A 26576-nucleotide genomic window follows, 5' to 3' on the forward strand; every position below is an offset into this window, starting at 1 on the left:
ATGCATATCAGCGAATGCACGTGAGGAGAGAAACCGTGACCGAGCGCGTCGTACTCGCCTACTCAGGCGGACTGGACACCTCCGTCGCCATCGGCTGGATCGCCGAGGAGACGGGCGCCGAGGTCATCGCCGTCGCGGTGGACGTCGGCCAGGGTGGCGAGGACCTGGACGTCATCCGCAAGCGCGCCCTCGCGTGCGGTGCCGTCGAGGCCGAAGTGGCCGATGCCAAGGACGAGTTCGCCGAGGAGTACTGCCTCCCGGCGATCAAGGCGAACGCCCTGTACATGGACCGCTACCCGCTGGTCTCGGCCCTCTCCCGGCCGACGATCGTCAAGCACCTCGTCGCCGCCGCGCAGAAGCACGGCGCCACCACGGTCGCCCACGGCTGCACCGGCAAGGGCAACGACCAGGTCCGCTTCGAGGCCGGCATCGTCGCCCTCGCCCCCGGCCTGAAGTGCATCGCCCCGGTCCGTGACTACGCGATGACCCGTGACAAGGCGATCGCCTTCTGCGAGGCGAAGAACCTCCCGATCGCCACCACCAAGAAGTCCCCGTACTCCATCGACCAGAACGTCTTCGGACGCGCCGTCGAGACGGGCTTCCTGGAGGACATCTGGAACGCCCCGATCGAGGACATCTACGAGTACACCTCCAACCCGGCCGAGTCCCGCGAGGCCGACGAGGTCGTCATCACCTTCGAGCGTGGCGTACCGGTCGCCCTCGACGGCCGCCCGGTCACCGTCCTCCAGGCCATCCAGCAGCTCAATGAGCGCGCCGGCGCCCAGGGCATCGGCCGGATCGACATGGTCGAGGACCGCCTCGTCGGCATCAAGTCCCGCGAGGTGTACGAGGCTCCGGGCGCCATCGCCCTGATCACCGCCCACCAGGAGCTGGAGAACGTCACCGTCGAGCGCGAACTCGCCCGCTACAAGCGGCAGGTGGAGCAGCGCTGGGGCGAACTGGTCTACGACGGCCAGTGGTTCTCCCCGCTCAAGCGGGCGCTGGACGGCTTCATCGCCGAGGCCAACGAGCACGTCTCCGGCGACATTCGGCTGACCCTGCACGGCGGCCGCGCGGTCGTCACCGGCCGCCGGTCCCAGTCGTCGCTGTACGACTTCAACCTCGCCACCTACGACACCGGCGACTCCTTCGACCAGGCCGCCGCCAAGGGCTTCATCGACATCTACAGCCTGTCGTCGAAGATCGCCGCCAAGCGGGACCTCGCGTAAGCGACGTCGTTATGCAGGCCGACCGCCTCCCCGCCTGCCAGGGTGGGGAGGCGGTCGTACACCCAGCCACACCCGAGGAGCAACGCAGTGAGCAGCAACAGCGGTGACGTACGGCTCTGGGGCGGGCGTTTCGCCGACGGCCCCGCCGAGGCCCTGGCGAAGCTGTCCGCGTCCGTCCACTTCGACTGGCGGCTCGCCCCCTACGACATCGCCGGGTCCCGCGCCCACGCGCGCGTGCTGCACACCGCGGGCCTGCTCGACCAGGACGAGCTGACCCGCATGCTCGGCGGGCTCGACCGGCTCGAAGCCGACGTGGCCTCGGGCGACTTCGTGGGCACCATCGCTGACGAGGACGTCCACACCGCCCTGGAGCGCGGCCTGCTGGAGCGGCTCGGCCCCGACCTCGGCGGCAAGCTGCGCGCCGGACGCTCGCGGAACGACCAGGTCGCCACGCTCTTCCGGATGTACCTGCGCGACCACGCCCGGATCATCGGCGGCCTGATCGCGGAACTCCAGGACGCCCTGGTCGGCCTCGCGGAGGCCCACCCGGACGTGGCCATGCCCGGCCGCACCCACCTCCAGCACGCCCAGCCGGTGCTCTTCGCCCACCATGTGCTGGCCCACGTCCAGTCCCTCGCGCGGGACGCCGAGCGGCTGCGCCAGTGGGACGAGCGCACCGCCGTCTCGCCGTACGGCTCCGGCGCGCTCGCCGGCTCCTCCCTCGGCCTGGACCCCGAGGCAGTCGCCCGCGACCTCGGCTTCGAGCGCGGCAGCGTCGGCAACTCCATCGACGGCACGGCCTCGCGGGACTTCGTCGCGGAGTTCGCGTTCATCACGGCGATGATCGGCATCGACCTCTCGCGGATCGCGGAGGAGATCATCATCTGGAACACGAAGGAGTTCTCCTTCGTCACCCTGCACGACGCGTTCTCCACCGGCTCCTCGATCATGCCGCAGAAGAAGAACCCGGACATCGCGGAGCTGGCGCGCGGCAAGTCCGGCCGCCTCATCGGCAACCTCACGGGCCTGCTGGCCACCCTGAAGGCGCTGCCGCTCGCCTACAACCGCGACCTCCAGGAGGACAAGGAGCCCGTCTTCGACTCCTGCGACCAGCTGGAGGTGCTGCTCCCCGCCTTCACCGGCATGATCGCCACCCTCACCGTCAACCGCGAGCGCATGGAGGAGCTGGCCCCGGCCGGGTTCTCGCTCGCCACCGACATCGCCGAGTGGCTGGTCCGGCAGGGCGTGCCGTTCCGCGTCGCGCACGAGGTCGCGGGGGAGTGCGTCAAGGTCGCGGAGGCGGACGGCAAGGAGCTGGACGACCTCACGGACGAACAGTTCGCCAAGATCTCCGCCCACCTCACCCCGGAGGTCCGCACGGTCCTGAACGTCCAGGGCGCGCTGGCCTCGCGGAACGGGCGGGGCGGTACGGCGCCGAGCGCGGTGGCGGTGCAACTGGCGGAGGTCAAGTCCGACCTCGCGCAACAGCATGCCTGGGCCGACGCCAAGAAGAACTGAACGAAGGGCATCGCGGGTTAGCTTGGGGGCTGATCAGCCGACCGAACGGAGCCCGCGATGCCCTTCGACCGCCTCTCCTCCGCGACCACCCCGACCAGCCACCTCGGCCTGGGGCTTGCCGCCGTCGGCCGCCCCGGCTACATCAACCTGGGCCGGGACCGCGACCTCGGGGAGGACCGCAGCGCCGACGCGCTGCGCGCCCGTACCCATGAACTCCTCGACGCCGCCTACGCCCAGGGCGTGCGCTATTTCGACGCCGCCCGCTCCTACGGCCGCAGCGAGGAGTTCCTCGCGGACTGGCTGAACGCCCGCCTGGAGACCGACGACGTGGTGGTCGGCAGCAAGTGGGGCTACACCTACACCGCCGACTGGTCCACGGAGGCCGACCGGCACGAGGTCAAGGACCACACCCTCGCCACGTACGAGCGGCAGCGCGCCGAGACCGACGCCCTCCTCGGGGACCGGCTCGACCTCTACCAGATCCACTCCCTCACCCCCGACAGCCCCGCGCTCACCGACCGCGAGCTGCACGCCCGCCTCGCAGAAGCGGCCGCGGGCGGCCTCACCATCGGCTTCTCCACCAGCGGCCCCGCCCAGGCAGACACCATCCGGGCCGCGCTGGAGATCACCGTCGACGGCGCCCCGCTCTTCGGCACCGTGCAGTCCACGTACAACGCGCTGGAGACCTCGGCCGGGCCCGCGCTGGCGGAGGCGCACGACGCCGGGCTGACGGTGATCGTCAAGGAGGGCATGGCCAACGGACGGCTCGCCCCGGAGCACGCGCCCCAGGCCCTCAAGGACATCGCCGAGGAGACCGGCCTCGGCTGCGACGCCGTGGCCCTCGCGCTGATCCTCCGCCGTCCCTGGGCCGGTGTCGTCCTGTCCGGCGCCGCGACCGTCCCCCAGCTCGGCTCCAACCTCCACGCCGCCGCCGTCGACCTCACCGACGACCAGCGGGCCCGCCTCGACGCCCTCGCGGAGGACCCGCGCGCGTACTGGAAGCGGCGCGGCGAGCTGCCCTGGCACTGAGACCCGCCCCGGCCGGCCCCGATGAGGCACGCATGCCCGCAATGAGACACTCATGTCTCATGCGAGGTACTCTTGTCTCATGGCTCTCGACCGTGACCACGTCCTGCGCTCCGCCGCCGCCCTGCTGACCCGCAAGTCCACCGCGACCATGGACGAGGTCGCCCGGGCCGCCGGGATCAGCCGCGCCACCCTCCACCGCCACTTCGCCGGACGCGACACGCTGGTCCGCGCGCTGGAGGCGCTCGGCATCGCGGAGTGCGAGGCGGCGCTCGACCGCGCCCGGCTGGACGAGGGCCCCGCCGCCGACGCCGTCCGCCGGCTGGTCCGCGAGATCGAGCCCGCCGCCGGACTGCTCGCCTTCCTCTACGGCGAGAACCAGCTCTGGGAGGGCGAAGGACAGAACACCGGCTGGCTGGGCCTGGACACCCGGATCAGCGCCCTCTTCCAGCGCGGCCAGTGCGACGGCGACCTCCGTATCGACCTCACCCCCGGCTGGCTCACCGAAGCCTTCTACGGGCTGATCACCTCGTGCGCCTGGGCCGCGCTGGACGGCCGCGTGGCCTCCCGTGACTTCTCCACGATGGTCGCCGAACTGCTGCTCGGCGGCGCGCTGCGCCGGACGGAGTCATGACCAGCACCCTGCGCCCCCTACGGACCGAGACCGAGCGGCGTCCCGGCCGCTGGCTCGCGCTCGCGGTGCTCGTCCTCGCCGTACTGCTCGTCGCCGTCGACGCCACCGTCCTCGGCCTCGCCACGCCCTACATCAGCGAGGACCTGCACCCCTCCGGCACCCAGCTGCTCTGGATCGGCGACGTCTACTCCTTCGTCATCGCCGGGCTCCTCGTCTCGATGGGCAGTCTCGGCGACCGCGTCGGCCGCAAGCGCGTCCTGCTGTGCGGCGCGGCCGCGTTCGGCGCGATCTCGGTCCTGAACGCCTACGCCACCACCCCCGGCCTGATGATCCTGGCGCGGGCCCTGCTCGGCGTCGCGGGTGCCACCCTGATGCCCGCGACCCTCGCCCTGATCCGCAACCTCTTCCACGACCCGCGCGAGCGCAGCCTCGCCATCGGCATCTGGGGCGCCACCGCCTCCGCCGGCACGGCTGTCGGCCCGATCGTGGGCGGCTTCCTGCTGGAGCACTTCTGGTGGGGCTCGGTGTTCCTGATCAACCTGCCGGTGATGGCGGTCCTGGTCCTGGTCGGCATCCGCACCCTGCCCGAGTCCCGCGACCCGAACCCCGGCCCCTGGGACCTGACGAGCGTGCTGCTGTCCCTGGTCGGCATGCTCGCCCTGGTCTACGCGGTCAAGGAGGCCGCCACCCACGGCTTCAGCCCCCTCACCCTGGCCACGGGCCTGCTGGGCGCGGCCGCGCTGTACGGCTTCGTCCGCCGCCAGCTCACCCTGCCCACCCCGCTGCTGGACATGCGGCTGTTCCGGCACCGGGGCTTCAGCGGGGCGGTGCTCGCGGATCTGCTCACGGTCCTCGGGATGTCGGGGCTGGTGTTCTTCCTGTCCCAGTTCCTGCAACTGGTCCAGGGCAGGCGCCCGTTCGAGGCGGGCCTCGCCGAACTGCCCGCCGCCGTGGGCGCGGTGGTGGCCGGGCTGGTCGCGGGCCGCGCGGCGCGCCGCTTCTCGGTGCGTGCGGTGGTCTCCGGCGGCCTCGCCGCGATCGGCGTGGCCCTCGCGGTCCTCACCACGCTCGACCGGTCCACCGGCTATCCGCTGCTCGGCGCCGCCCTGCTGATCGTCGGCGTCGGCGCGGGCTTCTCCTTCACCGTCACCTCCGACGTGATCCTCTCCAGCGTGGACCGCAACCGCGCGGGCGCCGCCTCAGCGGTCTCCGAGACGGCCTACGAACTCGGCGCGGCCCTGGGAATCGCCCTATTGGGCTCGATCGTGACGGCCGCCTACCGCGACTTCACGGCTCCGGCGGGCACCCCGGAAGCGGCCCACGAGTCTTTGGGCGCGGCAGTGGAGGCGTCAGCGGGGATGCCCGCCCCGACGTCCCAGGCATTGCTGGACGCGGCCAGAGAGTCCTTCGTGCACGGCCTGCACCTGGCGTCGGGGGCGGGAGCGGCGGTCCTGCTGGCAACGTCAGCAGCAGCATGGTTCCTGCTGCGAGGCCAACGGCTCGACAAGGGCTTTTAGCCTTCAGGGGCGCGGGGAACCGCGCGACCGGCCCCAACGCCCCCGCGCCCGAAAAACGACCTCAGGCAGCCTTAGCCTTGGTGGCGTACATGTCCACATACTCCTGCCCCGACAACCGCATGACCTCAGCCATCACAGAGTCGGTCACCGCACGGAGCACATACCGGTCCCGGTCCATGCCCTCGTACCGCGAAAATTCCATAGGCTCACCGAACCGCACAGTGACCTTGCCCGGCCGGGGAAACCCCTTCCCCCCAGGCTGAAGCTTGTCCGTGCCGATCATGGCGAACGGCACCACCGGCGCCCCGGTCATCAGGGTCAGCCGCGCGATGCCCGTACGCCCCCGGTACAGCCGTCCGTCGGGGGAGCGGGTGCCCTCGGGGTAGATCCCGAAGACCTTGCCCTCCTCCAGCACACGGCGGCCGGTCATCAGGGCCGCCACGCCGCCGTTCGCCCCGTCCCGGTCCACCGGGATCATGCCGACGCCGGTGAAGAACCAGGCCATCGCCCGGCCCTTGATCCCCTTGCCGGTGACGTACTCGTCCTTGCCGATGAACTGGACCTGCCGCTTGGAGACCACCGGGAGCACGATCGAGTCGATGAACGTGAGGTGGTTGCCCGCCAGGATCACCGGGCCCTCGCCGGGAATGCGCTCAAGGCCCTCCACCTGGGGGCGGAACATCAGGCGCATGGCCGGCGCGAGCACTGCCTTGATGAGCGCGAAGCGGGACAACGGGTCCTCCAGGCCGAGCGGGCGATATGAGTCTGTGCAGGTGAGGACATTACTCGCGGCTATGGGAAAAGCGCACATCGAGCCGCGCGATTCACCGAGGTCTTACGTGTTGTTGACATGGGCTCACCTGCCGCTGAAAAACCCGGCGGGACATCAGGCGTCACCCGCGTGTTCCCGCCGAGGTCTCCCCTTCGTCATGTCCACGCCCCTACGATCGGCGCGCACCCAAGAACCACAGCCAGGTCAGACCCGAAAAGACCTGCGTAACGACAGCGGGAGACGCGTATGGAAAGCGACCGGACCAACCAGCCCTCGCGCGCGACCGGACGGCGCGCGGTCCTCGGTGCGGCGGTGCTCGGTGCGGGCGGGGCGGTCCTCGGACTGCCCTCGGCCGCCCACGCGGCCGGCACCCGGACGGCCGGGTCCGGCGGACGCGGCCTGAAGAGCCTGCCGGTGCCGACGATCATCGGCCACCGGGGTGCCAGCGGCTACCGCCCCGAGCACACCTTCGGCTCCTACGACCTCGCGCTCGAACTCGGCGCCGACATCGTGGAGGCGGGCGACCTGGTGCCCACCAAGGACGGGCATCTCGTCTGCCGCCACGAGCCCGAGATCGGCGGCACCACGGACGTCGCCTCGCACCCCGAGTTCGCCGGCCGCAGGACCACCAAGGTCCTCGACGGGGTCTCCGTCACCGGCTGGTTCACCGAGGACTTCACGCTCGCCGAGCTGAAGACACTGCGCGCCGTCGAGCGCATCCCGGCCAACCGCCCGCACAACACCCTCTACAACGGCCGGTGGGAGATCCCGACCTTTGAAGAGGTCCTGAAGTGGCAGGACGCCCGCACCCGCGAGCGCGGCCGCCAGGTGTGGATCTACCCCGAGCTGAAGCACCCCACCTACTTCCGCCGCCTCGGCCTGGGCCTGGAGGAGCGGGTGGCCAAGCTGCTGCGCAAGTACGGCAAGGACAGCCGGAACGCGCCGGTCATCCTCCAGTCCTTCGAGCCGACCAGCATCGAGCGGCTCAACCGGATCGTCGACAACCCGCTCGTCGTCCTGCTCGACGCGGCCACCAGCCGCCCCTACGACTTCGTCGCCACCGGCGACCCCCGCACGGTGGCCGACCTCGTCACCCCAAGGGGCCTGCGCGAGATCGCGGGTTACGCCCAGGGCATCGGCCCCACCCTGGACCTGGTCATCCCGAAGAAGTCCGACGGCACCCTGGGCGAGCCCACCCGGCTGGTCTCCGACGCCCACAAGGTCGGGCTGATCCTGCACCCGTACACCATGCGCAACGAGAACCCCTTCCTCCCGGCCGAGTTCCGCAAGGGCAGCGCCCCCGACGGCTACGGCGACGTCTTCGGCGCGTACCGGACGTACTTCGCCACCGGGATCGACGGCGTCTTCACCGACAACGCCGACACCGGCGTGCTGGCCCGCGCCGACTTCCTCGGCCACTGAGGGCCCCCGCACCGGAACCGGGCGGGGCGTCAACACCGAGGCCCCGCACACCCCGATGAGGGTGACAGCGCGCCGTCCCGGAAACCCGACGCCGGGACGGCGCGTCTCGACGCATATGACCCACGACCTGCTGACCGAGCTGCGCCCGCTCCTGACCGCGGAGGCGTCCGCCGAGGCATATGCCTCCGGGAGCGAACCCGGCGATCTGGAACAGGCCGTCTGGCTCCGGCTGCTGGAACGGCTGGAGACCCAGGGGCCGCCGCCGGACCCGTCCGGCTGGCTCCGCGACGCCGTCCGCGACGAGGGCCGGCTCAGCCGCCACGCCCACGGCGTCGAACGCCCCTACGACGGCGAACCCGCCGACGACACCCGGCACGGCCCCGAACAGCTCGCCCTGAGCGAAGCCCGGCACCGGGTGGTGCGCGAGGCGGTGCGCAGACTGCCCGGCCGCTGCCCCCGGATCATGGCGGCCCTGCTCTCCCCGCGCGACCTCACCTACCGCGAGATCGCGGGGGAGTTGGGCATCTCACAGGGCAGTCTCGGACCGGAACGCTCCAGATGTCTGGGATGTCTCCGACGAATGCTCGCGGCGGAGGTTGCCAGTCCCGAAGCACGGGGATAGAGGTGGGGGACAACAGTGATCAGGTGAGCGGGAGGCATGCGCACATGGGCATGAGCGTGACCATCTCGGCGGCGACCGAGCCGGACGCGGAGCAGATCTTCCGGCTCCAGTACCTCTGCTTCCAGAGCGAGGCAGCGCGCTACGGCAACTACCGCATCGACCCGCTCGTGCAGAGCCTGGACCAGGTCCGCGAGGAGGTCGCCGCCGACTGCGTCTTCGTCGCCCGGCTCGGTGACGAAGTGGTCGGCTCGGTGCGCGGCAGGCTCACCGAGGACGGCGCGGCGGCCATCGGCACGCTCTGCGTCCACCCCCGCCTCCAGGGCCACGGCATCGGCGCCCGCCTCCTCGGCGCGGCCGAGAAGGCCCTCGCCGAGCAGCGCGGCGCCACCACGTACCGGCTGCGCACCGGCCACCGCAGCGAGGGCGGCCTGCGGCTGTGCCGCAAGCTGGGCTACCGGGCCGTGGGCCGCTCGCTGGGCGCCGACGGCGTCGAGATGATCGTGCTGGAGAAACCGGCGGCGGCCTACGCGACCACCGCCTGAGCCGCCGGGGCGGGGCGGGCGGCCTCAGGCCGCCTGCCGCCGTCGCGCCTCGCGCAGCCAGTACAGCGCGGTCACCGGCAGCAGCACCGGGATGAAGACGTACCCCATCCCGTAGTCCGACCACACGGTGGCGTCCGGGAACGCGGACGGTTCCACCAGGGTCCAGGTGCCCACGATCAGCACGCCCGCCAGCTCGGCGGCGCAGCACACCACCGCCGCCCGACGGGCCGTCTCGCCGCCCCGGACCAGGGTGTACGTGATGAACCCGTAGACCACGCCCGCGAGCGCCGACAGCGAGTACGCGAGCGGTGCCCGGTCGAACTCCGTGGCGATCTGGTAGACCGAGCGCGAGACGGCGCCGACCACCATCACGCCGTAGAACCAGACCAGCAGCATGCCCGGCCCGCTGATCAGCCGGGCCGGCTTCTCCTCCAGCGCCGTCATGTCAGCCTCCCCAGATGTCAAAGAGCCGTACTTCGAGAACGGCCAGCACCACGCCGCCCGCCGCGACCGTCACCGAACCCCAGCGCGTGCGCTCGGCCAGCGACATGAAGCCCGCCGCCGGGACGCAGGCCAGCGCGCCCAGCAGATACGCCAGGAAGATCGTCGTGCCCTGGTCCGGCTTCTCGCCCCGCGCCAGCAGCACGATCCCGACGACCAGCTGAACCACGGCAAGCAGGGACACCACGGCCATGCCGATGAAGTGCCAGTCCTTGGTCGGCTGGTCCCGGTGTGCGGCCCAGCCGCACCAGGCGGCCAGCAGCAGCGCGGCGATCCCGGTCGCCAGCGTCAGGGCATTGAGCATGCCGAGACCTTATTACGGCCGAAACGGACGCCCGCCGCCGCCCCCGGCGCCCGGACGGCCATCGTGGCGTTGGCCACAGCGGACCCTGCCGAAGCGCGGGTCCCCGCCCGGCCGCGATGGGCTCCTGCCCCTTGGTGACGCGGGCGACCGGCGATCGGCCCGCCCCCTGTGTCTCACCGGTACCATCCACGTCTGTCCAGCATGCGGACAGGGCTCTCCGGTCCGCGCGGCCGGTCTGGTTTACTGACCGCATGACCACGACGAGCAGCCGCACCCTTGCGACCGAGGCGACCAATACGCCCGGTGCTCGTTGTATGTGTCGCATGACGTGCCGAATGCGCGCCTTCTAGAGGGCCCCCGCACCACCCGAGAGCCTCGCGCCCCGAAGCGAGAGCCATGGCCCGGCCCGGCTCCGGAACACCGGCGTACCGGACCCGTGCCGTTCGCGCACACGCTGTTCTCCCCGGTTTCCTCGCCACCGCGAGAACCGTGCCGCGTCCCTGAAATGCAATCCCATGCACCTGTGCCTGGCACACCCGCGCCCGGCACTCGACAGTGACGGAAACCCCTGTGATCACCACCTCGGGCCTGACCAAGGTCTACCGCTCGCGCGGCCGTGAGGTCACCGCCCTCGACGGCGTCGACCTCCACGTCCGCGAAGGAGAGGTCTACGGCGTCATCGGCCAGTCCGGCGCCGGCAAGTCCTCCCTGATCCGCTGCGTCAACCTGCTGGAGCGCCCCACCGCCGGCACCGTGAGCGTCGCCGGACAGGACCTCACCGCCCTCGCCGGCCGCGGACCGCGCGCCGGAAAGGAACTGCGCCGGGCCCGCAGCCACATCGGCATGGTCTTCCAGCACTTCAACCTGCTGTCCTCCCGGAGCGTGCAGGACAACATCGAGCTGCCGCTGGAGATCCTCGGCAAGTCCGGCAAGGAGCGCTCCCGCAAGGCGCTGGAACTCCTCGACCTCGTCGGTCTCGCCGACAAGGCGAAGTCCTACCCGGCCCAGCTCTCCGGCGGCCAGAAGCAGCGCGTCGGCATCGCCCGCGCGCTGGCCGGCGACCCGAAGGTGCTGCTCTCCGACGAGGCCACCAGCGCCCTCGACCCGGAGACCACCCGCTCCATCCTCCAGTTGCTGCGCGACCTGAACCAGCAGCTGGGCCTGACCGTCCTGCTGATCACCCACGAGATGGACGTGGTGAAGTCGATCTGCGACTCCGCCGCGCTCATGGAGAAGGGACGCATCGTGGAATCCGGCACCGTCAGCGAACTGCTGGCCACCCCCGGCTCCCAGCTGGCCTCCGCCCTGTTCCCCGTCGGCGGCGAGGCCACCGGCGACGACCGCACCGTCCTCGACATCACCTTCCACGGCGAGGCCGCCACCCAGCCGGTCGTCTCCCAGCTGGCGCGCACCTACAACATCGAGATCTCCATCCTCGGCGCGGCCATCGACACCGTCGGCGGCCTCCAGATCGGCCGGATGCGCATCGAACTGCCCGGCCGCTACGAGGACAACGTGGTGCCGGTCGGCTTCCTGCGCGAGCAGGGCCTCCAGATCGACGTGGTCGGCCGCGACAGTGCCGACGGTGAGGGCCAGGAGCCCGCTCTGGTGAAGGAAGGTGCGAAGTGACCTGGTCCGAGATACAGCCGCTGCTGTCGCAGGCGTGTTCCGAGACGTTCTCGATGGTGCTCTGGTCCACCCTGATCGCCATCGCCCTCGGCCTGCCGCTGGGCATCCTCCTCGTCCTCACCGAACGGGGCGGTCTGCTCCAGAACGTCGTCGCCAACAAGGTGATCGGCCAGGTCGTGAACGTCGGCCGCTCCATGCCGTTCATCATCCTGATGGTCGCCCTGATGAGCTTCACCCGCTGGGTGACCGGCACCACCATCGGCACCACCGCCGCGATCGTGCCGCTCGCCATCGGCGGCATCCCGTTCTTCGCCCGGCTGGTCGAGACGGCCGTCCGTGAGGTGGACGGCGGACTCGTCGAGGCCGTGCAGTCCATGGGCGGCAGCAGCTGGACCATCGTCCGCAAGGTCCTCGTCCCCGAGGCGCTGCCCTCGCTGATCGCCAGCACCACCACCACGATCATCGCGCTCATCGGCTACTCGGCCATGGCCGGCACCGTCGGCGGCGGTGGCCTCGGCGACCTCGCCGTCCGCTACGGCTACCAGCGCTTCGAGACCGGACTGATGTGGCTCACCGTCGGCATCCTCGCCGTCGTCATCTCCCTCATCCAGTTCGCCGGCGACTTCGCCGCCCGCTCCCTGCACGGGCGCGGCGGCTCCGGACCGGTGCCGAAGCTGCGCCTGCTCAAGGCCAAGGAGCCGGCCGCCGCCGACATCGGCAAGGTCGCCTGAGCGCGCCCGTCCCCCTTCAGGACTCCCCGGCCACCCAAGCCCGGGGTCGCACCACCTCTTTAAGGAAAGGCACTTTTCGTGCGTAACGCCGCCAAGCTCACCACCGCCGTCCTCGCCGCCGGAGCCCTCACCCTCGGGCTCTCCGCATGCGGCTCCGGAAAGGACTCCGGCTCCACCGACACCAGCGGACCGCTGATCGTCGCCGCGAGCCCGACCCCGCACGCCGAGATCCTGAACTTCGTCAGCAAGAACCTGGCGAAGAAGGCCGGACTCGACCTCCAGGTCAAGGAGTTCACCGACTACATCACGCCGAACACGGCCACCGAGGACGGCTCGGTCGGAGCCAACTACTTCCAGAACCAGCCGTACCTCGACGACTTCAACAAGAAGCGCGGCACCCACATCGTGCCAGTCGTCACGGTCCATCTGGAACCGCTCGGCCTCTACTCCCACAAGGTCAAGAAGGCCGACGACCTCAAGAGCGGTGCGACCGTCGCCGTCCCCAACGACGCCGTCAACGAGGCCCGCGCCCTCAAGCTGCTGGCCGCCAACAAGCTGATCACCCTCAAGGACGGCGTCGGCAACGAGGCCACCCCCGCCGACATCACCAAGAACCCCAAGAACCTGAAGTTCAAGGAGGTCGAGGCGGCCCAGACCCCGCGCTCCCTGGACGACGTGGACGCGGCGGTCGTCAACGGCAACTACGCCATATCCTCCGGCCTCAAGCCCGCCAAGGACGCCATCGCCCTGGAGTCCGCGAAGAACAGCCCCTACGGCAACTTCCTCGCGGTGAAGAAGGGCGACGAGAACGACCCCCGGGTCAAGAAGCTCGCCAAGCTGCTCACCTCGCCCGAGGTGAAGAAGTTCATCGAGGACAAGTACCAGGGCTCCGTCATCCCCTCGTTCTGACCGCTCCCGGCAGCCAGACCCCGACCCGCTTAGGGGATCGACACATGCGCAAGACCGTATGGCTCGCGGCGGCCACCGCCGCGGCCCTCTCGCTCGGCCTGACCGGCTGCGGCTCAGGCTCGGCCGCCGGCAAGGGAGGTGACGACGGCCCGCTCGTCGTCGGCGTCACCCCCGTCCCCGCCGGTGAAGTCCTCCACCACATCGACGACAAGCTCGCCGCCAAGGCCGGACTCAAGCTGGAGATCAAGGAGTTCACGGACTACGTCCTGCCGAACACCGCGCTCCAGGAGGGCACGCTCGACGCGAACCTCTACCAGAACCAGCCGTTCCTGGACGACTTCAACAAGTCCAAGGGCACGGAACTGGTGTCGGTGGTGAAGGCGTACCTGCCGCCCATGGGCGTCTACTCCCACAAGGCCAAGGACGTCACCAAGCTCCGTGACGGCGCCACCGTCGGTGTGCCCAACGACCTCACCAACGAGGCCCGTGCGCTGAAGCTCCTCGCCGCCGCCGGCGTCATCGAGCTGAAGCCCGGCGCGGGCGCCGACGCCTCCCCGGCCGACGTCACCGGCAACCCCCGGCACCTGAAGTTCCAGGAGATGGAGGCCGCCCAGCTGCCCCGCTCGCTGGACGACATGGACGCCGCCGTCATCAACAACAACTTCGCCCAGGACGCGGGCCTCAGCCCCACCAAGGACGCCGTCTATCTGGAGTCCGCGAAGAACAACCCGTACGCCAACCTTCTCGCGGTGAAGAAGGGCAACGAGAACGACCCGCGGGTGAAGAAGCTGGCGAAGCTGCTGACCTCGCCCGAGGTGAAGAAGTTCATCGAGGACAAGTACAAGGGGTCGGTCCTGCCCGTCAGCGGCAACTGACCTTCGCGCACGGGCCCGCCTCCTCCTCCCGCAAGGGGCGGCAGGGGGCGGGCCCGTGCGTGCGTTCCGGTGCTGTCATGCTGCATGCTGGGCAGTTCAGCAGGTCCTGACGGACCCTCAAGAAACCTCGAAGGTTACGGAGCGGCGCATGACTAGCACCTTCCCCAACATCTCCATCTCGACGGAGCGGTTGGTGCTGCGTCCCCTCGACGAGGACGACCTGCCCGCCCTGGCCGAGATGATGAACGACGAACAGGTCGCCGCCTGGACCGACGTCCCCCAGCCCTTCACCGAGGACGGCGCCCGGCGCTGGATCACCCAGTACGCGCCCACCGAACGCACCGCCGGACGCGGGATCGACCTCGCCGTCACCGAGTTCCTCACCCAGCGCCTCGTCGGCATCGTCCAGCTCGGCAGGACCAACTGGCGCATCCGGTCCACCGAGCTGTCGTACATCATCGCCCCCTGGGCACGCGGCGAGGGCTACGCCTCCGAGGCCGCGCTCGCCACCGCCAAGTGGCTCTTCGGCGACCAGCGGTTCGAGCGCATCGAGCTGCGCACCGCCGCCGACAACACCGCCTCCCAGCAGGTCGCCCAGAAGATCGGCTGCATCAGCGAGGGCGTGCTGCGCAACGCCTGCATAGTCCATGTGCGCACCGAGGACGGCACCTGGACCGACATGCGCACCGACTTCATCATCTGGAGCCTGCTGCCCGAGGACCTCGAAGGCAGCGACGAACAGCTCGCCGACAGCCGCGGCTTCGGCTCCTACGCCCAGTGGAACTGACCCCGCCCCGCCGCCCCGCTCCGCCCCACCACCAGGTAACCTCACGAAGCCCGTATCCGGGCCACCTCTGACGACGAAGACCTGGAGACTGACGACGATGGCCGACCGGGTCACGGTGATCGGCTGGGATGGCTCGCCGCTGACCGACGCGGCACGCGGCGCCCTCGGCGCCGCCACGCTCGTCGCGGGCGCCCCCCACCATCTGGCGCTGCCCGAGATCCCGGCCGCCGCCGAACGCGTCCGCCTCGGCAGCGTCGCCCTGGCCGCCCGCCGGATCGCCGCCCACCGCGGCACCGCCGTCGTGCTCGCCGACGGCGACCCCGGCTTCTTCGGCGTCGTCCGCGCCCTGCGCGCACCGGAGTTCGGCCTGGAGGTCGAGGTCGTGCCCGGCGTCTCCTCCGTGGCCGCCGCCTTCGCCCGCGCGGGCATGCCCTGGGACGACGCCCATGTGGTCGTCGCACACCCCCGCACGCTGCGCCGCGCCGTGAACGTATGCCGTGCCCACACCAAGGTTGCCGTTCTCACCGCACCCGGTGCCGGACCCGCCGAGCTCGGCCTGCTCCTCGACGAGGTGCACCGCACCTTCGTCGTCTGCGAGGAACTCGGCACCGAGAACGAACGCGTCAGCGTCCTCACCTCCGACAACGCCCCCGACCACACCTGGCGCGACCCCAACGTCGTCATCGTCATCGGCGGCCCCGCGGCCGTCGTCGAGGGCGGCGGCTGGATCGCCGGCCGCGACCCCGGCACCGGCCCGCGCGGCTGGACCCAGCCCGACGAGGTGTACGGCGGCGTCCTCGGCGAGGGCGAGAACGAACTGCTCCGCGCCGCCCAGCTCGCCCGGCTCGGCCCGCGCACCGGTGACCTGGTCTGGGACATCGGCTGCGGCTCCGGCGCCTTCGCCGTCGAGGCCGCCCGCGCCGGTGCCGCCGTCCTCGCCGTCGACCAGGACCCCGAGTCCTGCGCCCGCACCGACGCCGCCGCCCGGCAGTTCGGGGTCCAGCTCCAGATCGTGCGCGGCGAGGCGCCGCACATCCTGGAGAACCTGCCGGAGCCGGATGTCGTACGCGTCGGCGGCGGGGGAGCGGCCGTCGTCTCGGCCGTGGCCGACCGGCGCCCGCAGCGCATCGTCGCCCACGCGGCCACCCGCGACGCCGCCGAACTCATCGGCCGGGACCTCACCGAGCACGGCTACCGGGTCGAGTGCGCCCTCCTCCAGGCCGTCGGACTCGACACCAAGTCCTGGACGGAGAACGAGCGGAGCGTCGTCTTCCTGCTCACCGGCGACCTGCCGCCGCGCGAGACCCCGCGCTGAACCACCGCCGTACCTCCCCGCCCGATTCGCCCCGTGATCCGGTTGTCGTACCGCGCGCGGTAGGCTGGCCGATCGTTGTACCGCACCCGCGGTCCGGAAGTTCGTTCGTCAATGTCCGGAAAGCTCGCCCGGTTTGGGGCGGTGGGTGAGGTACGGCAAAACCGGAGGACGCGCAACGTGGCGCAGTCCACAACGGGCTGTCGCGTGATCTCGCTGTCACGACGGCACAACGGCCGCGAGAATGCCACCGAATGGCTTTGTCGCCATTTCTGGCGGGTCGTTCGTGCCGATGCGCACGGACGCTCGTTCTCACTACGGGCGGTCGGTGCGCCGTTCCGGGTGAGCTGGTCGTAGGAGCACTAAACCGATGGGCGAGGGGTACGCATGACCGACACCGGCCAGGTCCCGGCCGAGGGACAGCCGGAGAGCGCAGGCATGGTGGAGCAGCCGGGCGCCCTCGGGCACGGCGCGTACACCTACCTCGCCGAGGCGCCCGCCGAGGACGAGGACCTGCTGCTGCCGGGCGCTCAGGGCGCGTGGGGCAACGAAATGCCGCCGCCCGCCCCGGAACCGATCGTCGAGGCCGTCCACCAGCCCGGCGCCCACGAGACGGCAGGCCGGGACACCGGCTCCGTCGACCTCACCGGCGTACGGCTGCCCGAGCAGGGACCCGGCTCCATGCCGTCGGCCGCGCACGAGGCGCCGACGGCCGTTCAGCCGCCGCGCCGTCCGCTGCACCTCGGCCCGCCCATCCCGGACGCCTCCGCGAGCCCGGTCCGCTCCCTCGCCGACCGCGGCCCCGCCGGAGTGCCGCTCAGGCCCATGGCCGGCCCCGAGTACCTCGATGTGCAGGCGCTGCCCGACCCGGCCCCGCAGGCAGCCGCGCCCTGGGGCACCGCCCCGGCGGAGGCGGTGGCACCGGTGGCCGAAACGGTTGTCCCGGACGTGGTTGTCCCGGAGACGGTTCTCCCGGACGCGGTTCTGCCCGACGCGGAGGGCGCGCCCGTCGAGCCGGCGGAGGCCGCGCAGGCCGCCGTCGACCGGCTGACCGCGCAGGCCGAGGCCGCCGTGGAGGAGGCGCCGGAGACCCCCCTCGTGGCCGAGGTGCCGGAGGCGGAGGTGCCCGAGCCGGCCGTGGAGGCCGTGCCCGAGGCCGCTCCGGGCCACGAGGCCGAGGCCGCCATCGAGGAGGCTCTCGTCGAGGTCGTCGAGGCGGAAGTCTCTGCCGAGGCCGTCGAGGTGGCGCCCGAGCTTCTCGTCGTCCCCGAGACTGTCGTCCCGGAAGCTGTCGTCCCGGAGGCTGTCGTCCCAGAGGCCGAGGAGGAGGCTCCGCAGGCTCCTGAGGACGTGGTGGCTCCTGTCGAGGAGGCTCCGCAGGCCGTCGAGCCCGTCGCGGCTCCCGAGCCCGAGGTCCCCGTGATCCCGGCCGTCCCGGTCGAGGAGGCCGTGGAGGAAGCCGTACCGGAGGCCGTGGCGATCGCCGAGGCTCCCGAGGCGGAAGCCCCGCTGCCCGCCGACGAGTTCCCGCTCCCCGAGCCCGAGATCCCCGCCGAGCCCGAGGTCATCCCCGTGGCCGCCCCGCAGCCTCCGGTCTTCGAGGCCCCCGAGCAGCCCGTACCCCCGGCCCCCGCCGAGGCACCCGCCGCCCACGAAGCACCCGCGCGCCCCCAGCTCCAGGCCCCCGAAGAGGCCCCCGCCCCCGCGGAGCCGCTGCCCTCCGGCCTTCCGCCGGCGCCGCACCCGGCGCAGCCGCTCGGGCAGTTCGTGGCCGTCGACGGCCAGGTGCCGACCACCCCGCACCTGGCCCCCACCCCGCCGCAGCCCCTGATCCTTCCCGACCTGGACGCCTTCGCCCCCCAGGGCCCCGTGGCCGCCGTGCCCACGCCCCGCGCGGCCGACGAGTCCGAGCCGGACTTCGTCCAGCACGCCGAGGACCTGGTCACGACCGACGCCGACCAGGCCGAGGAGCCCGTGCCCGCCGAGGCGGAGCCGGCCCTGCCCCTGGGCCCGGCCGCGCCCGCGTACAACGACGCCGAGCGCGAAGCCGTGCTGAAGGTGATCCGCGAGCGCCGCGACATCCGCAACGGCTTCCGCGGCGACCCGATCCCGCACGACGTGCTGCTGCGCGTCCTGGAGGCGGCCCACACCGCCCCCTCCGTGGGTCACTCGCAGCCCTGGGACTTCGTCGTCATCCGCTCCGCCGACACCCGGCGCGCGATGCACGACCTCGCCATGAGCCAGCGCGAGGCGTACGCCAAGTCGCTGCCCAAGGGCCGGGCCAAGCAGTTCAAGGAAATGAAGATCGAGGCCATCCTCGACACCCCGGTGAACATCGTCGTCACCGCCGACCCCACCCGCGGCGGCCGCCACACCCTCGGCCGGCACACCCAGCCGCAGATGGCCCCGTACTCCTCCGCGCTCGCGGTGGAGAACCTCTGGCTCGCCGCGCGCGCCGAGGGCCTCGGGGTCGGCTGGGTCAGCTTCTTCGACGAGCGCGAGATGGTCCGCGCGCTCGGCCTGCCCGAGCACCTGGAGGTCGTCGCCTACCTGTGCGTCGGGTACGTCGACGAGTTCCCGGACGAGCCCGAGCTGATGCAGGCCGGCTGGTCCAAGCGCCGCCCGCTGTCCTGGGTGGTGCACGAGGAGACGTACGGCCGCCGCGCCCTGCCCGGAGAGGAACCCCACGACCTGCTTGCCGAGACCGTCGCGCAGATCCGCCCGCTCGACGCCAAGGCGCTCGGCGAGGCGTGGGAGCGCCAGAAGCGCATGACCAAGCCGGCCGGCGCGCTGGGCATGCTGGAGATCATCTCCGCGCAGCTCTCCGGCCTGTCCCGGCAGTGCCCGCCGCCCATCCCGGAGCCCGCGGCCGTGGCCGTGTTCGCCGGTGACCACGGAGTGCACGCCCAGGGCGTCACCCCGTGGCCGCAGGAGGTCACCGGCCAGATGGTCGCCAACTTCCTGGGCGGCGGCGCGGTGTGCAACGCCTTCGCCAACCAGGTCGGCGCCGAGGTGTGCGTCGTGGACGTCGGCGTCGTCGCCGACCTGCCCGCCACCCCGGGTCTGCTGCCCCGCAAGATCCGCGGCGGCACCTCCGACATGACCACCGGGCCCGCGATGACCCGCGAGGAGGCCAGAGCCGCCATCGAGGTCGGCATCGAGACCGCCCGCGACCTGGTCGCCGCCGGGAACAAGGCGCTGCTCACCGGCGAGATGGGCATCGGCAACACCACCTCCTCCGCCGCGCTGATCTCCGTCTTCACCGGCGCCGACCCGGCCGAGGTCACCGGCCGGGGCACCGGCATCAACGACGAGACCCTGGCCCGCAAGACCGACGTCGTGCGCCGCGCGCTGGAACTCCACCAGCCGGACCCGGCCGACCCGATCGGTGTCCTCGCGGCCCTCGGCGGCTTCGAGCACGCGGCCATGGTCGGTCTGCTGCTGGGTGGCGCCTCGCTGCGTACACCGGTGATCCTGGACGGGGTGAGTGCCGGTGCCGCCGCGCTCGTCGCCCGCGCCATCGCCCCCGAGGTGCTGGCGGCCTGCATCGCCGGTCACCGCAGCGCCGAGCCCGGCCATGTGGCCGCGCTCAACAAGCTGGGCCTACGCCCGCTGGTCGACCTCGACCTGCGCCTGGGCGAGGGCACCGGCGCGCTGCTGGCGCTGCCGCTGGTGCAGAGCACGGCCCGCGCGATGCACGAGGTGGCGACGTTCGACTCGGCGGGCGTCACCGAGAAGTAGCCGACGGCCACGGGTGGTCCGGCCCGGAGTTCACCAGCCGGACCACCCGTGCCCTCAGGCGGGCCCAGACATTAAGATCCGCACGTCAGGGCCGCTCCGAAGGCGCGGCGCGCCCACCGCACACCGCACGAGGAGCCGCACCTCATGGCCGAACACCCCGCCTACCCCGTGGGCCTCCGCCTGACCGGTCGCCGCGTGGTCGTCCTCGGTGGCGGCCAGGTCGCCCAGCGCCGTCTTCCGGCGCTGATCGCGGCGGGCGCCGACATCCTCCTCGTCTCCCCGGAGGCCACCCCCTCCGTCGAGGCGATGGCAGACGCCAGCGAGATCACCTGGCTGCGCCGCCCGTACGCCGAGGGCGACCTCTCCGGCGCCTGGTACGCCCTGATCGCCACCAGCGACGCCGTCGCCAACGCCAGGGCCTCCGCCGAGGCGGAGGACCACCGCGTCTGGTGCGTCCGCTCCGACGACGCCGACCAGGCCACCGCGTGGACGCCCGCCACCGGCACCAGCGAGGGCGTGACCGTCGCCGTCCTCACCACCAGCGCGCGCGGCCGCGACCCCCGGCACACCGCCGCCATCCGCGACGCGGTCGTGGCGGGCCTCAGCGACGGAACCCTGGTCGCCCCCCACCACCGCACCCGTACACCCGGCGTCGCCCTGGTCGGCGGCGGCCCCGGCGACCCCGACCTGATCACCGTCCGCGGGCGGCGGCTGCTCGCCGAGGCCGACGTCGTCATCGCCGACCGGCTCGGCCCGCGCGACCTGCTCGCCGAACTCCCGCCGCACGTCGAGGTCATCGACGCCGCGAAGATCCCCTACGGGCGGTACATGGCCCAGGAGGCCATCAACAACGCCCTGATCGAGCACGCCAGGCAGGGCAAGTCCGTGGTCCGGCTCAAGGGCGGCGACCCGTTCGTCTTCGGCCGGGGCATGGAGGAGGTGCAGGCGCTCACCGAGGCGGGCATCCCCTGCACCGTCGTCCCCGGCATCTCCAGCTCGATCTCGGTGCCGGCCGCGGCCGGGATACCCGTCACCCATCGCGGCGTCGCCCATGAGTTCACCGTGGTCAGCGGCCATGTCGCCCCCGACGACGCACGCTCCCTGGTCGACTGGCCCGCGATGGCGCGCCTCACCGGCACCCTCGTCGTCCTCATGGGCGTCGACAAGATCGGCAGGATCGCCGAGACCCTGATCGCGCACGGCAAGGACCCCGGGACCCCCGTGGCCCTCGTCCAGGAGGGCACCACGGCCGCCCAGCGCCGGGTGGACGCGACCCTCGCCACCGTGGCGGAGACCGTACGAGCCGAGGCCGTGAAGCCTCCCGCGGTCATCGTCATCGGCGCCGTGGTGGAAGCGGCCCCGCCCGCCGAACAGCCCTGACCCGCCCGTATCCGAAGAACGCTTCCGAAGAACTCCGAAGAACAAGGCAGCAGCACCCCGTGGCCCAGCTCATCACCGTCGACGACTCCGCCGACCCGCGCCTGCACGACTACACCAATCTCACCGACGTGGCCCTGCGCCGCAGACGCGAGCCCGCCGAGGGACTGTTCATCGCCGAGGGTGAGAAGGTCATCCGGCGTGCGGGGAACGCCGGTTACGGCATGCGCTCGATGATGCTCACGCCCAAGTGGGTCGACACGATGGCCGATTTGATCGACGAACTGACCTGCCCCGTCTACGTGGTGACCCCCGAGCTCGCCGAGAGCGTCACCGGCTACCACGTCCACCGGGGCGCCCTCGCCTCCATGGCCCGCAACCCGCTGCCCACCCCGGCCGAGCTGCTGGAGTCGGCCGGACCCGAGGGCACCCCACGCCGGGTCGCCCTCTTCGAGGACATGGTCGACCACGCCAACCTGGGCGCCGCCTTCCGTAACGCGGCCGCCCTCGGCGTGGACGCCGTACTCCTCACCCCGCGCTGCGCCGACCCGCTGTACCGGCGCTCGGTGAAGGTGTCCATGGGCACCGTCTTCGCCGTGCCCTACGCCCGCCTGGACTCCTGGCCGCACGACGCGGACACGCTCCGCGCGCACGGCTTCGAGCTGGCCGCCCTGTGCCTGTCGGACGACTCCATCACCCTGGACGAACTCGCCGCCCGCCGCCCGGAGAAGCTCGCCCTGATGCTGGGCACCGAGGGCGAGGGCCTGTCCCCGGCGGCGCTCGCGGCGGCCGACGTCCATGTGCGCATCCCGATGGAGGCGGGCGTCGACTCCCTGAACGTGGCGGCGGCCTCGGCGGTCGCCTTCTACGCGACCCGCCCCTGACCGACCGGCCTCACTGCCCCGCGGACGTGGGGCGCGGCGTCGGGTCGTACTCCGGCGGCAGCGGACCGCCGCTGTCCCGCGGTACGGGGGCCTGCTGGATGCCGGTGCGACGCTCGCCGCCGTCCCCGCCCAGGCCGCGCGCCGGACCCGTACAGCCCTGCGCCACCGCGATGCCCAGGGCGACCATCAGCGTCACCACCACGAACACGGTCAGCCGCTGCCGCAGCAGCCGGGGGTTGGCCGGGCGCAGCTTGGTGCCCGTGGTGCGCGGAGCCGGGCGGCCCGCGCCGCTGCGCGGAGCGGAACGGTTGCCGGTGCCACGCGGCGCCGGGTTGGGGCGGGTACCGGGACGGGAGGCGACACCGCCGCGCGAAGGGGCCCCGCCACGGGAGGGCGCGGCGCCGCGCGGCGGCGGGGTGCCGGGGGCGGCCCGGCGCTGCGTGGTGCGCTGCTGGTCGGGCGAGGTGTCCGCGAGCCGCCCGGAGGGCCGCTCCGGCATCGGCGCACGCGGCCCGGGCGGCCGTGCCCCACCCAGACCCTGCGCCTCACGGGCCGCGATCTCCTTGAGCCGCAGCGACAGTTGGAGCGTGCTCGGCCGGTCCTCGGGGTCCTTCGCCAGACAGGCCCGCACCAGCGGGGCCAGCGCGTCCGGCACCCCGTGCAGCTGCGGCTCCTCGTGCACCACCCGGTACAGCATGACCTCGGAACTGCCGTGCCCGAAGGGCGAGTCACCGGTCGACGCGTACGCCAGGGTCGCGCCCAGCGAGAACACGTCCGTGGCCGGGGTGACCGCCGCACCGCGCACCTGCTCCGGCGCCAGGAAGCCGGGGGAGCCCACCGCCGTACCGACATGCGTGAGCGTGGAGGCGCCCGTGGCCCAGGCGATGCCGAAGTCGATGATCCGCGGGCCCTTGGGAGACAGCAGGATGTTGGACGGCTTCAGGTCCCGGTGCACCACACCGGCCTCGTGCACCGCCACCAGCCCCTCGGACAGGGCCGCGCCGATCGCCGCGGCGTCGGCCGCGAACAGCGCGCCCTCCTCGGCGACCTTGTCGTGCAGGGAGGGGCCGGGTACGTACTGCGTGGCGAACCAGGGCCGCTCGGCCTCCAGGTCCGCCGCCACCAGCCGCGCCGTGCAGCCGCCCCGGATACGCCGGGCCGCCGACACCTCGCGCGCGAACCGCGACCGGAACTCCTGGTCCTCCGCGAGATCGGGCCGGATCACCTTCAGCGCGACCCGCTGGCCCTTCTTGTCGGAGCCGAGATAGACCACGCCCATCCCGCCCGCGCCGAGCCGTCGGTGAAGCCTGAACGAGCCGACGACGCGCGGGTCCTCGCGCCTCAGGCGCATCATCGCCATGTTCATCCCCGCTGCCCGGTCCCTGTGACGTGCCCAGCTTACGTTTCCACGGCCGCCCGCGCGCAGAGGCCGCGCCCTCTCGGGCCGATGGATTGCGCCTACCCCACGCCGGAGGTGAAACGCGGTCAGCGACACGGATCTTGCTGTGTGGTTGATGTAAAGACGCCATCAACCCTCTGACCTGGTACGGATATTGACTTTAAGTCAATTGGCTCCACCGGAGTCTACGGCAGAGCGCGGAGGAGGAACGGGCGGCCGCCGCTCCGGCAGTTCGCGGCATCATCCCCGCGCCGGACCCCGAGCCCGGTCGGCCAAAGTGACTGAAGTCACGCCAATCCACCCCTGGGAGGAGACACGGGGGCGGGCGGCCGCGACCCTTCCGGGAAGACCCTGAGACTCCTCCCCGCGTCTCCACCCAGGGGAGTACTCAGCGAGAGGAGGCTCATCCTCCGGGAGGCCCGCCATTCGGTACGAGGGCATGACGCCCGCCCACCGCCGCGAACCTAGATTTGAGGTCAAGCGGCGGGTGCGGCGCTCGCCCCCCGAGGCTGGACGCCCGCCGCTGTCAACAACCGAATCGGCCGGGAGAAGGAACCATGGCCCCCACGGCACCGAGGCGCGACGCGTTCGCTCGACGCCGCGCGGGCCGCCGCCACCCTCTGGTGGCGACACTCATGGCCCTTCCCCTGGCGGCCCTGCTCCTCCTCGTCTTCGACGGCTGGGAGACGGTGGCCACACAGGCGTCGTCCGTGGGTGCGATGCTGGGGCGCTGAGAAGCGGACCAGGCCCGGAAGAGCGGTCCGGGCGGGATTTCCCTCCCATCCAGGAAACCCCGTGGGGACGGGGGTGCGACGGACGGCACGCAATGCCGGCGCAGCTGGGGAGCTGCGCCGGCATTGCGTTTCCCGCACCCCAGTACGCTCACCTCCCGTGACCCCAGAAGCAGCCCCGGCCCTGACGGCCCGCCTCAGGACGGCCGTACACCCCGGCGCCGGGCCGTGCGCCTGCGTCTGCGGCCCGCTGGCCGACCGCCCGGACGCCACCGTCGTCCGGCACGGCGCGACGGTCGCCAAGGCCCACGCCCCGGACACCGACCCGCGCGAGCTGGGCCTCCGCCTGACCGCGGCCGCCCGCCTCCCCGGCATCCTGCTGCCCCCGCTCACCCCGGCCCCGGCCCACCTGGACGACCGCCTCGTCACCCACTGGCCCTACGGCACCCCGGTCGACCGGGACGACCCCGACGCCGCCCCCTGGGAGGCCACGGCCACCCTCCTCGCCCGCCTCCACCGCACCCCGCCGCCCCCAGGGCTGCCCCCGATGCGCGGCCCGGCCAAAGCGGCCCGGGCGATGTCCCGGCTGCGCCGTACCCTCCGGAATCACCCCTCCACCGCGGCCACACCCGTCCTGGAAGCCTGGGTCACCCTCCCGCCCTGGGCCCGCGCCGAAGTCCCCGCCCCCGGCACCCCATTCCTCTGCCACGGCGACCTGCACCTCGGTCAACTCGTCCGCCACCCCGCCCCCGACGGCCCCTGGCACCTGATCGACGTCGACGACCTCGGACTCGGCGCTCCCGCCTGGGACCTCGCCCGCCCCGCCGCCTGGTACGCCTGCGGCCTCCTCCCGCCCGACGAATGGCTGCGCTTCCTCACCGCCTACCAGGCGGCGGGCGGACCGGCCGTCCCGGCGCACGGCGACCCCTGGCCCGTACTGGACGTCCCCGCCCGCGCGCTCACCGTCCAGACCGCCGCCCTCGCCCTCACCAAGGCGCTCACGGAGGGCCGGCCGCTGGACGAGGTGGCACAGGCGGTCGTGGACGCCTGTGCCCGAATGACGGCCACCCCCGCCCAGTTGGCCCGCGATTTCCTCAAATAGGCTGCAACCGACCGGGGCAGGACGGAGTCTGTCCTGGGGAAACACCAAGCAGCACCCGACGGCGAGGAGTTGAGCCGAACCATGCAGTGTCCGAAATGCCATGCGCCGATGCACACCTACAACCGCAACGGCGTCCAGATAGAGCAGTGCAACGGCTGCCGCGGCATCTTCCTCGACTACGGCGAGCTGGAGGCGCTGACCCGCCTGGAGTCGCAGTGGACCCAGCCCGGCCCCCCGCCGGCCGCCCCGCAGGGCTACCCGGCCGCCGCTCCGCCCGCGCCCGCCTGGGGCGCCCCGCACGGCGGTCACCAGGGTGGCGGCCACTACGGCGGCCACCACCGCCACAAGAGCTTCGGCCACATGCTGTTCTCCAGCTGAGCCCGGCACGAAGAAGCCCCCGGCCGCACAAGGCGGCCGGGGGCTTCTTCGATGTGTGGACGATACTGGGATTGAACCAGTGACCTCTTCCGTGTCAGGGAAGCGCTCTCCCGCTGAGCTAATCGTCCTCGGGACCACGATCACTCGATGTCACTTCATGGAGCGGATCATGGGCACTGCGTGCGCGATACTGGGATTGAACCAGTGACCTCTTCCGTGTCAGGGAAGCGCTCTCCCGCTGAGCTAATCGCGCGGGATGGGACCTTCGAGAAGATCCAGTGGACGATACTGGGATTGAACCAGTGACCTCTTCCGTGTCAGGGAAGCGCTCTCCCGCTGAGCTAATCGTCCTTGGAGGTGGAGACGGGATTTGAACCCGTGTAGACGGCTTTGCAGGCCGTTGCCTCGCCTCTCGGCCACTCCACCAGGAGTGTAGGGGACCGGGAAGACCCCTGTTTCCTGCGAGCGGACGACGAGGCTCGAACTCGCGACCTCAACCTTGGCAAGGTTGCGCTCTACCAACTGAGCTACGTCCGCCTGTCGTTTCGGACCGCTTGCGCGTCCCGGCGACGTGTTGAACTCTAGCGGATTCCTGAGCCAGCACAAAAACGCGTTTGCGCAGCGTGCTGCGGTG

The 26576-nt window shown here is 71.9% G+C and carries 23 protein-coding genes and 5 tRNA genes; 19 read left to right on the forward strand and 9 right to left on the reverse strand.

Going from position 1 to position 26576, the window contains the following annotated elements; translation table 11 throughout:
* Positions 1-35: 35 nt before the first annotated feature.
* From ACIGA3_RS19840 to ACIGA3_RS19860, 5 genes are all read left to right on the forward strand, one after another.
* A complete protein-coding gene (locus tag ACIGA3_RS19840) occupies positions 36-1229 on the forward strand; it encodes an argininosuccinate synthase (RefSeq protein WP_399717170.1) in 1194 nt (397 codons plus the stop codon).
* 87 nt (positions 1230-1316) lie between these two features.
* A complete protein-coding gene (argH, locus tag ACIGA3_RS19845; protein WP_399717173.1) occupies positions 1317-2747 on the forward strand; it encodes an argininosuccinate lyase in 1431 nt (476 codons plus the stop codon).
* A gap of 57 nt (positions 2748-2804) precedes the next feature.
* The gene (locus ACIGA3_RS19850; RefSeq protein WP_399717176.1) at positions 2805-3776 is read left to right on the forward strand and encodes an aldo/keto reductase; all 972 of its coding nucleotides are present in this window, start codon (positions 2805-2807) and stop codon (positions 3774-3776) included.
* Between the two features lie 79 nt (positions 3777-3855).
* Positions 3856-4407 carry a TetR/AcrR family transcriptional regulator gene (locus ACIGA3_RS19855; protein ID WP_399717179.1) on the forward strand — a complete coding sequence of 184 codons (552 nt, stop codon included), beginning with the start codon at positions 3856-3858 and terminating at the stop codon, positions 4405-4407.
* The gene (locus tag ACIGA3_RS19860) at positions 4404-5924 is read left to right on the forward strand and encodes an MFS transporter (protein ID WP_399717182.1); all 1521 of its coding nucleotides are present in this window, start codon (positions 4404-4406) and stop codon (positions 5922-5924) included. Before ACIGA3_RS19855 ends, ACIGA3_RS19860 begins: the two co-directional genes overlap by 4 nt.
* 61 nt (positions 5925-5985) lie before the next feature.
* Here the strand turns inward: ACIGA3_RS19860 and ACIGA3_RS19865 are convergent, their stop codons facing one another.
* Positions 5986-6615, reverse strand: a complete 630-nt coding sequence (locus ACIGA3_RS19865; RefSeq protein WP_373310086.1) for a lysophospholipid acyltransferase family protein — start codon at positions 6613-6615, stop codon at positions 5986-5988.
* A 327-nt stretch (positions 6616-6942) separates the two neighbouring features.
* Here ACIGA3_RS19865 and ACIGA3_RS19870 point away from each other — a divergent pair, with 327 nt between their 5' ends.
* The 3 genes from ACIGA3_RS19870 to ACIGA3_RS19880 all read left to right on the forward strand — a co-directional run bounded on the left by ACIGA3_RS19870 (position 6943) and on the right by ACIGA3_RS19880 (position 9282).
* Positions 6943-8118 (forward strand): glycerophosphodiester phosphodiesterase, encoded by a 1176-nt coding sequence (locus tag ACIGA3_RS19870; protein WP_399717185.1) that lies wholly within the window; start codon positions 6943-6945, stop codon positions 8116-8118.
* A gap of 115 nt (positions 8119-8233) precedes the next feature.
* Complete coding sequence (locus tag ACIGA3_RS19875; protein ID WP_399717188.1) at positions 8234-8740, forward strand: sigma-70 family RNA polymerase sigma factor; 507 nt, start codon at positions 8234-8236, stop codon at positions 8738-8740.
* Between the two features lie 44 nt (positions 8741-8784).
* Positions 8785-9282 (forward strand): GNAT family N-acetyltransferase, encoded by a 498-nt coding sequence (locus ACIGA3_RS19880; protein WP_399717618.1) that lies wholly within the window; start codon positions 8785-8787, stop codon positions 9280-9282.
* A gap of 24 nt (positions 9283-9306) precedes the next feature.
* Here the strand turns inward: ACIGA3_RS19880 and ACIGA3_RS19885 are convergent, their stop codons facing one another.
* Together ACIGA3_RS19885 and ACIGA3_RS19890 are read right to left on the reverse strand one after the other, a co-directional pair.
* Positions 9307-9726: a hypothetical protein gene (locus ACIGA3_RS19885; RefSeq protein ID WP_399717190.1), complete on the reverse strand. Its 420-nt coding sequence runs from the start codon at positions 9724-9726 to the stop codon at positions 9307-9309.
* A gap of 1 nt (position 9727) precedes the next feature.
* A complete protein-coding gene (locus ACIGA3_RS19890; RefSeq protein WP_399717192.1) occupies positions 9728-10087 on the reverse strand; it encodes a hypothetical protein in 360 nt (119 codons plus the stop codon).
* Positions 10088-10657: 570 nt separating this feature from the next.
* Here ACIGA3_RS19890 and ACIGA3_RS19895 point away from each other — a divergent pair.
* The 9 genes from ACIGA3_RS19895 (at position 10658) to ACIGA3_RS19935 (ending at position 22332) form a co-directional block, all read left to right on the forward strand.
* Positions 10658-11716: a methionine ABC transporter ATP-binding protein gene (locus ACIGA3_RS19895; protein WP_399717195.1), complete on the forward strand. Its 1059-nt coding sequence runs from the start codon at positions 10658-10660 to the stop codon at positions 11714-11716.
* The gene (locus ACIGA3_RS19900) at positions 11713-12447 is read left to right on the forward strand and encodes a methionine ABC transporter permease (protein WP_399717196.1); all 735 of its coding nucleotides are present in this window, start codon (positions 11713-11715) and stop codon (positions 12445-12447) included. Before ACIGA3_RS19895 ends, ACIGA3_RS19900 begins: the two co-directional genes overlap by 4 nt.
* Before the next feature lie 78 nt (positions 12448-12525).
* Complete coding sequence (locus ACIGA3_RS19905) at positions 12526-13356, forward strand: MetQ/NlpA family ABC transporter substrate-binding protein (protein WP_399717198.1); 831 nt, start codon at positions 12526-12528, stop codon at positions 13354-13356.
* A gap of 44 nt (positions 13357-13400) precedes the next feature.
* Positions 13401-14231 carry a MetQ/NlpA family ABC transporter substrate-binding protein gene (locus ACIGA3_RS19910; protein ID WP_399717201.1) on the forward strand — a complete coding sequence of 277 codons (831 nt, stop codon included), beginning with the start codon at positions 13401-13403 and terminating at the stop codon, positions 14229-14231.
* A gap of 148 nt (positions 14232-14379) precedes the next feature.
* Entirely contained in the window at positions 14380-15018 is a 639-nt protein-coding gene (locus ACIGA3_RS19915) for a GNAT family N-acetyltransferase (RefSeq protein WP_399717204.1), read from the forward strand.
* A gap of 97 nt (positions 15019-15115) precedes the next feature.
* The gene (gene cbiE / locus ACIGA3_RS19920; RefSeq protein WP_399717206.1) at positions 15116-16333 is read left to right on the forward strand and encodes a precorrin-6y C5,15-methyltransferase (decarboxylating) subunit CbiE; all 1218 of its coding nucleotides are present in this window, start codon (positions 15116-15118) and stop codon (positions 16331-16333) included.
* A 384-nt stretch (positions 16334-16717) separates the two neighbouring features.
* Complete coding sequence (gene cobT / locus ACIGA3_RS19925; protein WP_399717208.1) at positions 16718-20071, forward strand: nicotinate-nucleotide--dimethylbenzimidazole phosphoribosyltransferase; 3354 nt, start codon at positions 16718-16720, stop codon at positions 20069-20071.
* A 144-nt stretch (positions 20072-20215) separates the two neighbouring features.
* On the forward strand, positions 20216-21451 hold the full coding sequence (gene cobA, locus ACIGA3_RS19930) for a uroporphyrinogen-III C-methyltransferase (RefSeq protein ID WP_399717211.1): 1236 nt from the start codon (positions 20216-20218) through the stop codon (positions 21449-21451).
* Positions 21452-21510: 59 nt separating this feature from the next.
* Positions 21511-22332 (forward strand): TrmH family RNA methyltransferase, encoded by an 822-nt coding sequence (locus ACIGA3_RS19935; RefSeq protein WP_399717213.1) that lies wholly within the window; start codon positions 21511-21513, stop codon positions 22330-22332.
* A gap of 10 nt (positions 22333-22342) precedes the next feature.
* Here the strand turns inward: ACIGA3_RS19935 and ACIGA3_RS19940 are convergent, their stop codons facing one another.
* The gene (locus tag ACIGA3_RS19940; protein ID WP_399717216.1) at positions 22343-23698 is read right to left on the reverse strand and encodes a protein kinase; all 1356 of its coding nucleotides are present in this window, start codon (positions 23696-23698) and stop codon (positions 22343-22345) included.
* Positions 23699-24622: 924 nt separating this feature from the next.
* On the opposite strand from ACIGA3_RS19940, the gene ACIGA3_RS19945 reads away from it, so the two are divergent.
* A complete protein-coding gene (locus ACIGA3_RS19945) occupies positions 24623-25564 on the forward strand; it encodes a phosphotransferase family protein (RefSeq protein ID WP_399717219.1) in 942 nt (313 codons plus the stop codon).
* Between the two features lie 81 nt (positions 25565-25645).
* The gene (locus tag ACIGA3_RS19950; RefSeq protein WP_399717222.1) at positions 25646-25942 is read left to right on the forward strand and encodes a zf-TFIIB domain-containing protein; all 297 of its coding nucleotides are present in this window, start codon (positions 25646-25648) and stop codon (positions 25940-25942) included.
* Positions 25943-25998: 56 nt separating this feature from the next.
* Here the strand turns inward: ACIGA3_RS19950 and ACIGA3_RS19955 are convergent.
* The 5 genes from ACIGA3_RS19955 to ACIGA3_RS19975 all read right to left on the reverse strand — a co-directional run bounded on the left by ACIGA3_RS19955 (position 25999) and on the right by ACIGA3_RS19975 (position 26479).
* Positions 25999-26070: transfer RNA gene (locus ACIGA3_RS19955), tRNA-Val, on the reverse strand.
* A gap of 53 nt (positions 26071-26123) precedes the next feature.
* Positions 26124-26195: transfer RNA gene (locus ACIGA3_RS19960), tRNA-Val, on the reverse strand.
* A gap of 26 nt (positions 26196-26221) precedes the next feature.
* Positions 26222-26293, reverse strand: a tRNA-Val gene (locus ACIGA3_RS19965).
* 1 nt (position 26294) lies between these two features.
* A tRNA-Cys gene (locus ACIGA3_RS19970) sits at positions 26295-26368 on the reverse strand.
* 38 nt (positions 26369-26406) lie between these two features.
* Positions 26407-26479 (reverse strand) — tRNA-Gly (locus ACIGA3_RS19975).
* Positions 26480-26576: the final 97 nt, after the last annotated feature.

The sequence above is a fragment of the Streptomyces sp. NPDC085596 genome, from assembly GCF_044541565.1.
GTDB lineage: Bacteria > Actinomycetota > Actinomycetes > Streptomycetales > Streptomycetaceae > Streptomyces.

Excerpts from the sequence above, each read along its gene's own strand:
- cobT (WP_399717208.1), top strand. The coding sequence starts at position 16,718 with ATGACCGACACCGGCCAGGTCCCGGCCGAGGGACAGCCGGAGAGCGCA.
- ACIGA3_RS19890 (WP_399717192.1), bottom strand. The coding sequence starts at position 10,087 with ATGCTCAATGCCCTGACGCTGGCGACCGGGATCGCCGCGCTGCTGCTG.
- ACIGA3_RS19855 (WP_399717179.1), top strand. The coding sequence starts at position 3,856 with ATGGCTCTCGACCGTGACCACGTCCTGCGCTCCGCCGCCGCCCTGCTG.
- cobA (WP_399717211.1), top strand. The coding sequence starts at position 20,216 with ATGGCCGAACACCCCGCCTACCCCGTGGGCCTCCGCCTGACCGGTCGC.
- ACIGA3_RS19850 (WP_399717176.1), top strand. The coding sequence starts at position 2,805 with ATGCCCTTCGACCGCCTCTCCTCCGCGACCACCCCGACCAGCCACCTC.
- ACIGA3_RS19875 (WP_399717188.1), top strand. The coding sequence starts at position 8,234 with ATGACCCACGACCTGCTGACCGAGCTGCGCCCGCTCCTGACCGCGGAG.
- ACIGA3_RS19950 (WP_399717222.1), top strand. The coding sequence starts at position 25,646 with ATGCAGTGTCCGAAATGCCATGCGCCGATGCACACCTACAACCGCAAC.
- ACIGA3_RS19910 (WP_399717201.1), top strand. The coding sequence starts at position 13,401 with ATGCGCAAGACCGTATGGCTCGCGGCGGCCACCGCCGCGGCCCTCTCG.
- ACIGA3_RS19880 (WP_399717618.1), top strand. The coding sequence starts at position 8,785 with ATGGGCATGAGCGTGACCATCTCGGCGGCGACCGAGCCGGACGCGGAG.
- ACIGA3_RS19885 (WP_399717190.1), bottom strand. The coding sequence starts at position 9,726 with ATGACGGCGCTGGAGGAGAAGCCGGCCCGGCTGATCAGCGGGCCGGGC.
- ACIGA3_RS19865 (WP_373310086.1), bottom strand. The coding sequence starts at position 6,615 with ATGCGCCTGATGTTCCGCCCCCAGGTGGAGGGCCTTGAGCGCATTCCC.
- ACIGA3_RS19860 (WP_399717182.1), top strand. The coding sequence starts at position 4,404 with ATGACCAGCACCCTGCGCCCCCTACGGACCGAGACCGAGCGGCGTCCC.
- cbiE (WP_399717206.1), top strand. The coding sequence starts at position 15,116 with ATGGCCGACCGGGTCACGGTGATCGGCTGGGATGGCTCGCCGCTGACC.
- ACIGA3_RS19915 (WP_399717204.1), top strand. The coding sequence starts at position 14,380 with ATGACTAGCACCTTCCCCAACATCTCCATCTCGACGGAGCGGTTGGTG.
- ACIGA3_RS19870 (WP_399717185.1), top strand. The coding sequence starts at position 6,943 with ATGGAAAGCGACCGGACCAACCAGCCCTCGCGCGCGACCGGACGGCGC.
- ACIGA3_RS19940 (WP_399717216.1), bottom strand. The coding sequence starts at position 23,698 with ATGAACATGGCGATGATGCGCCTGAGGCGCGAGGACCCGCGCGTCGTC.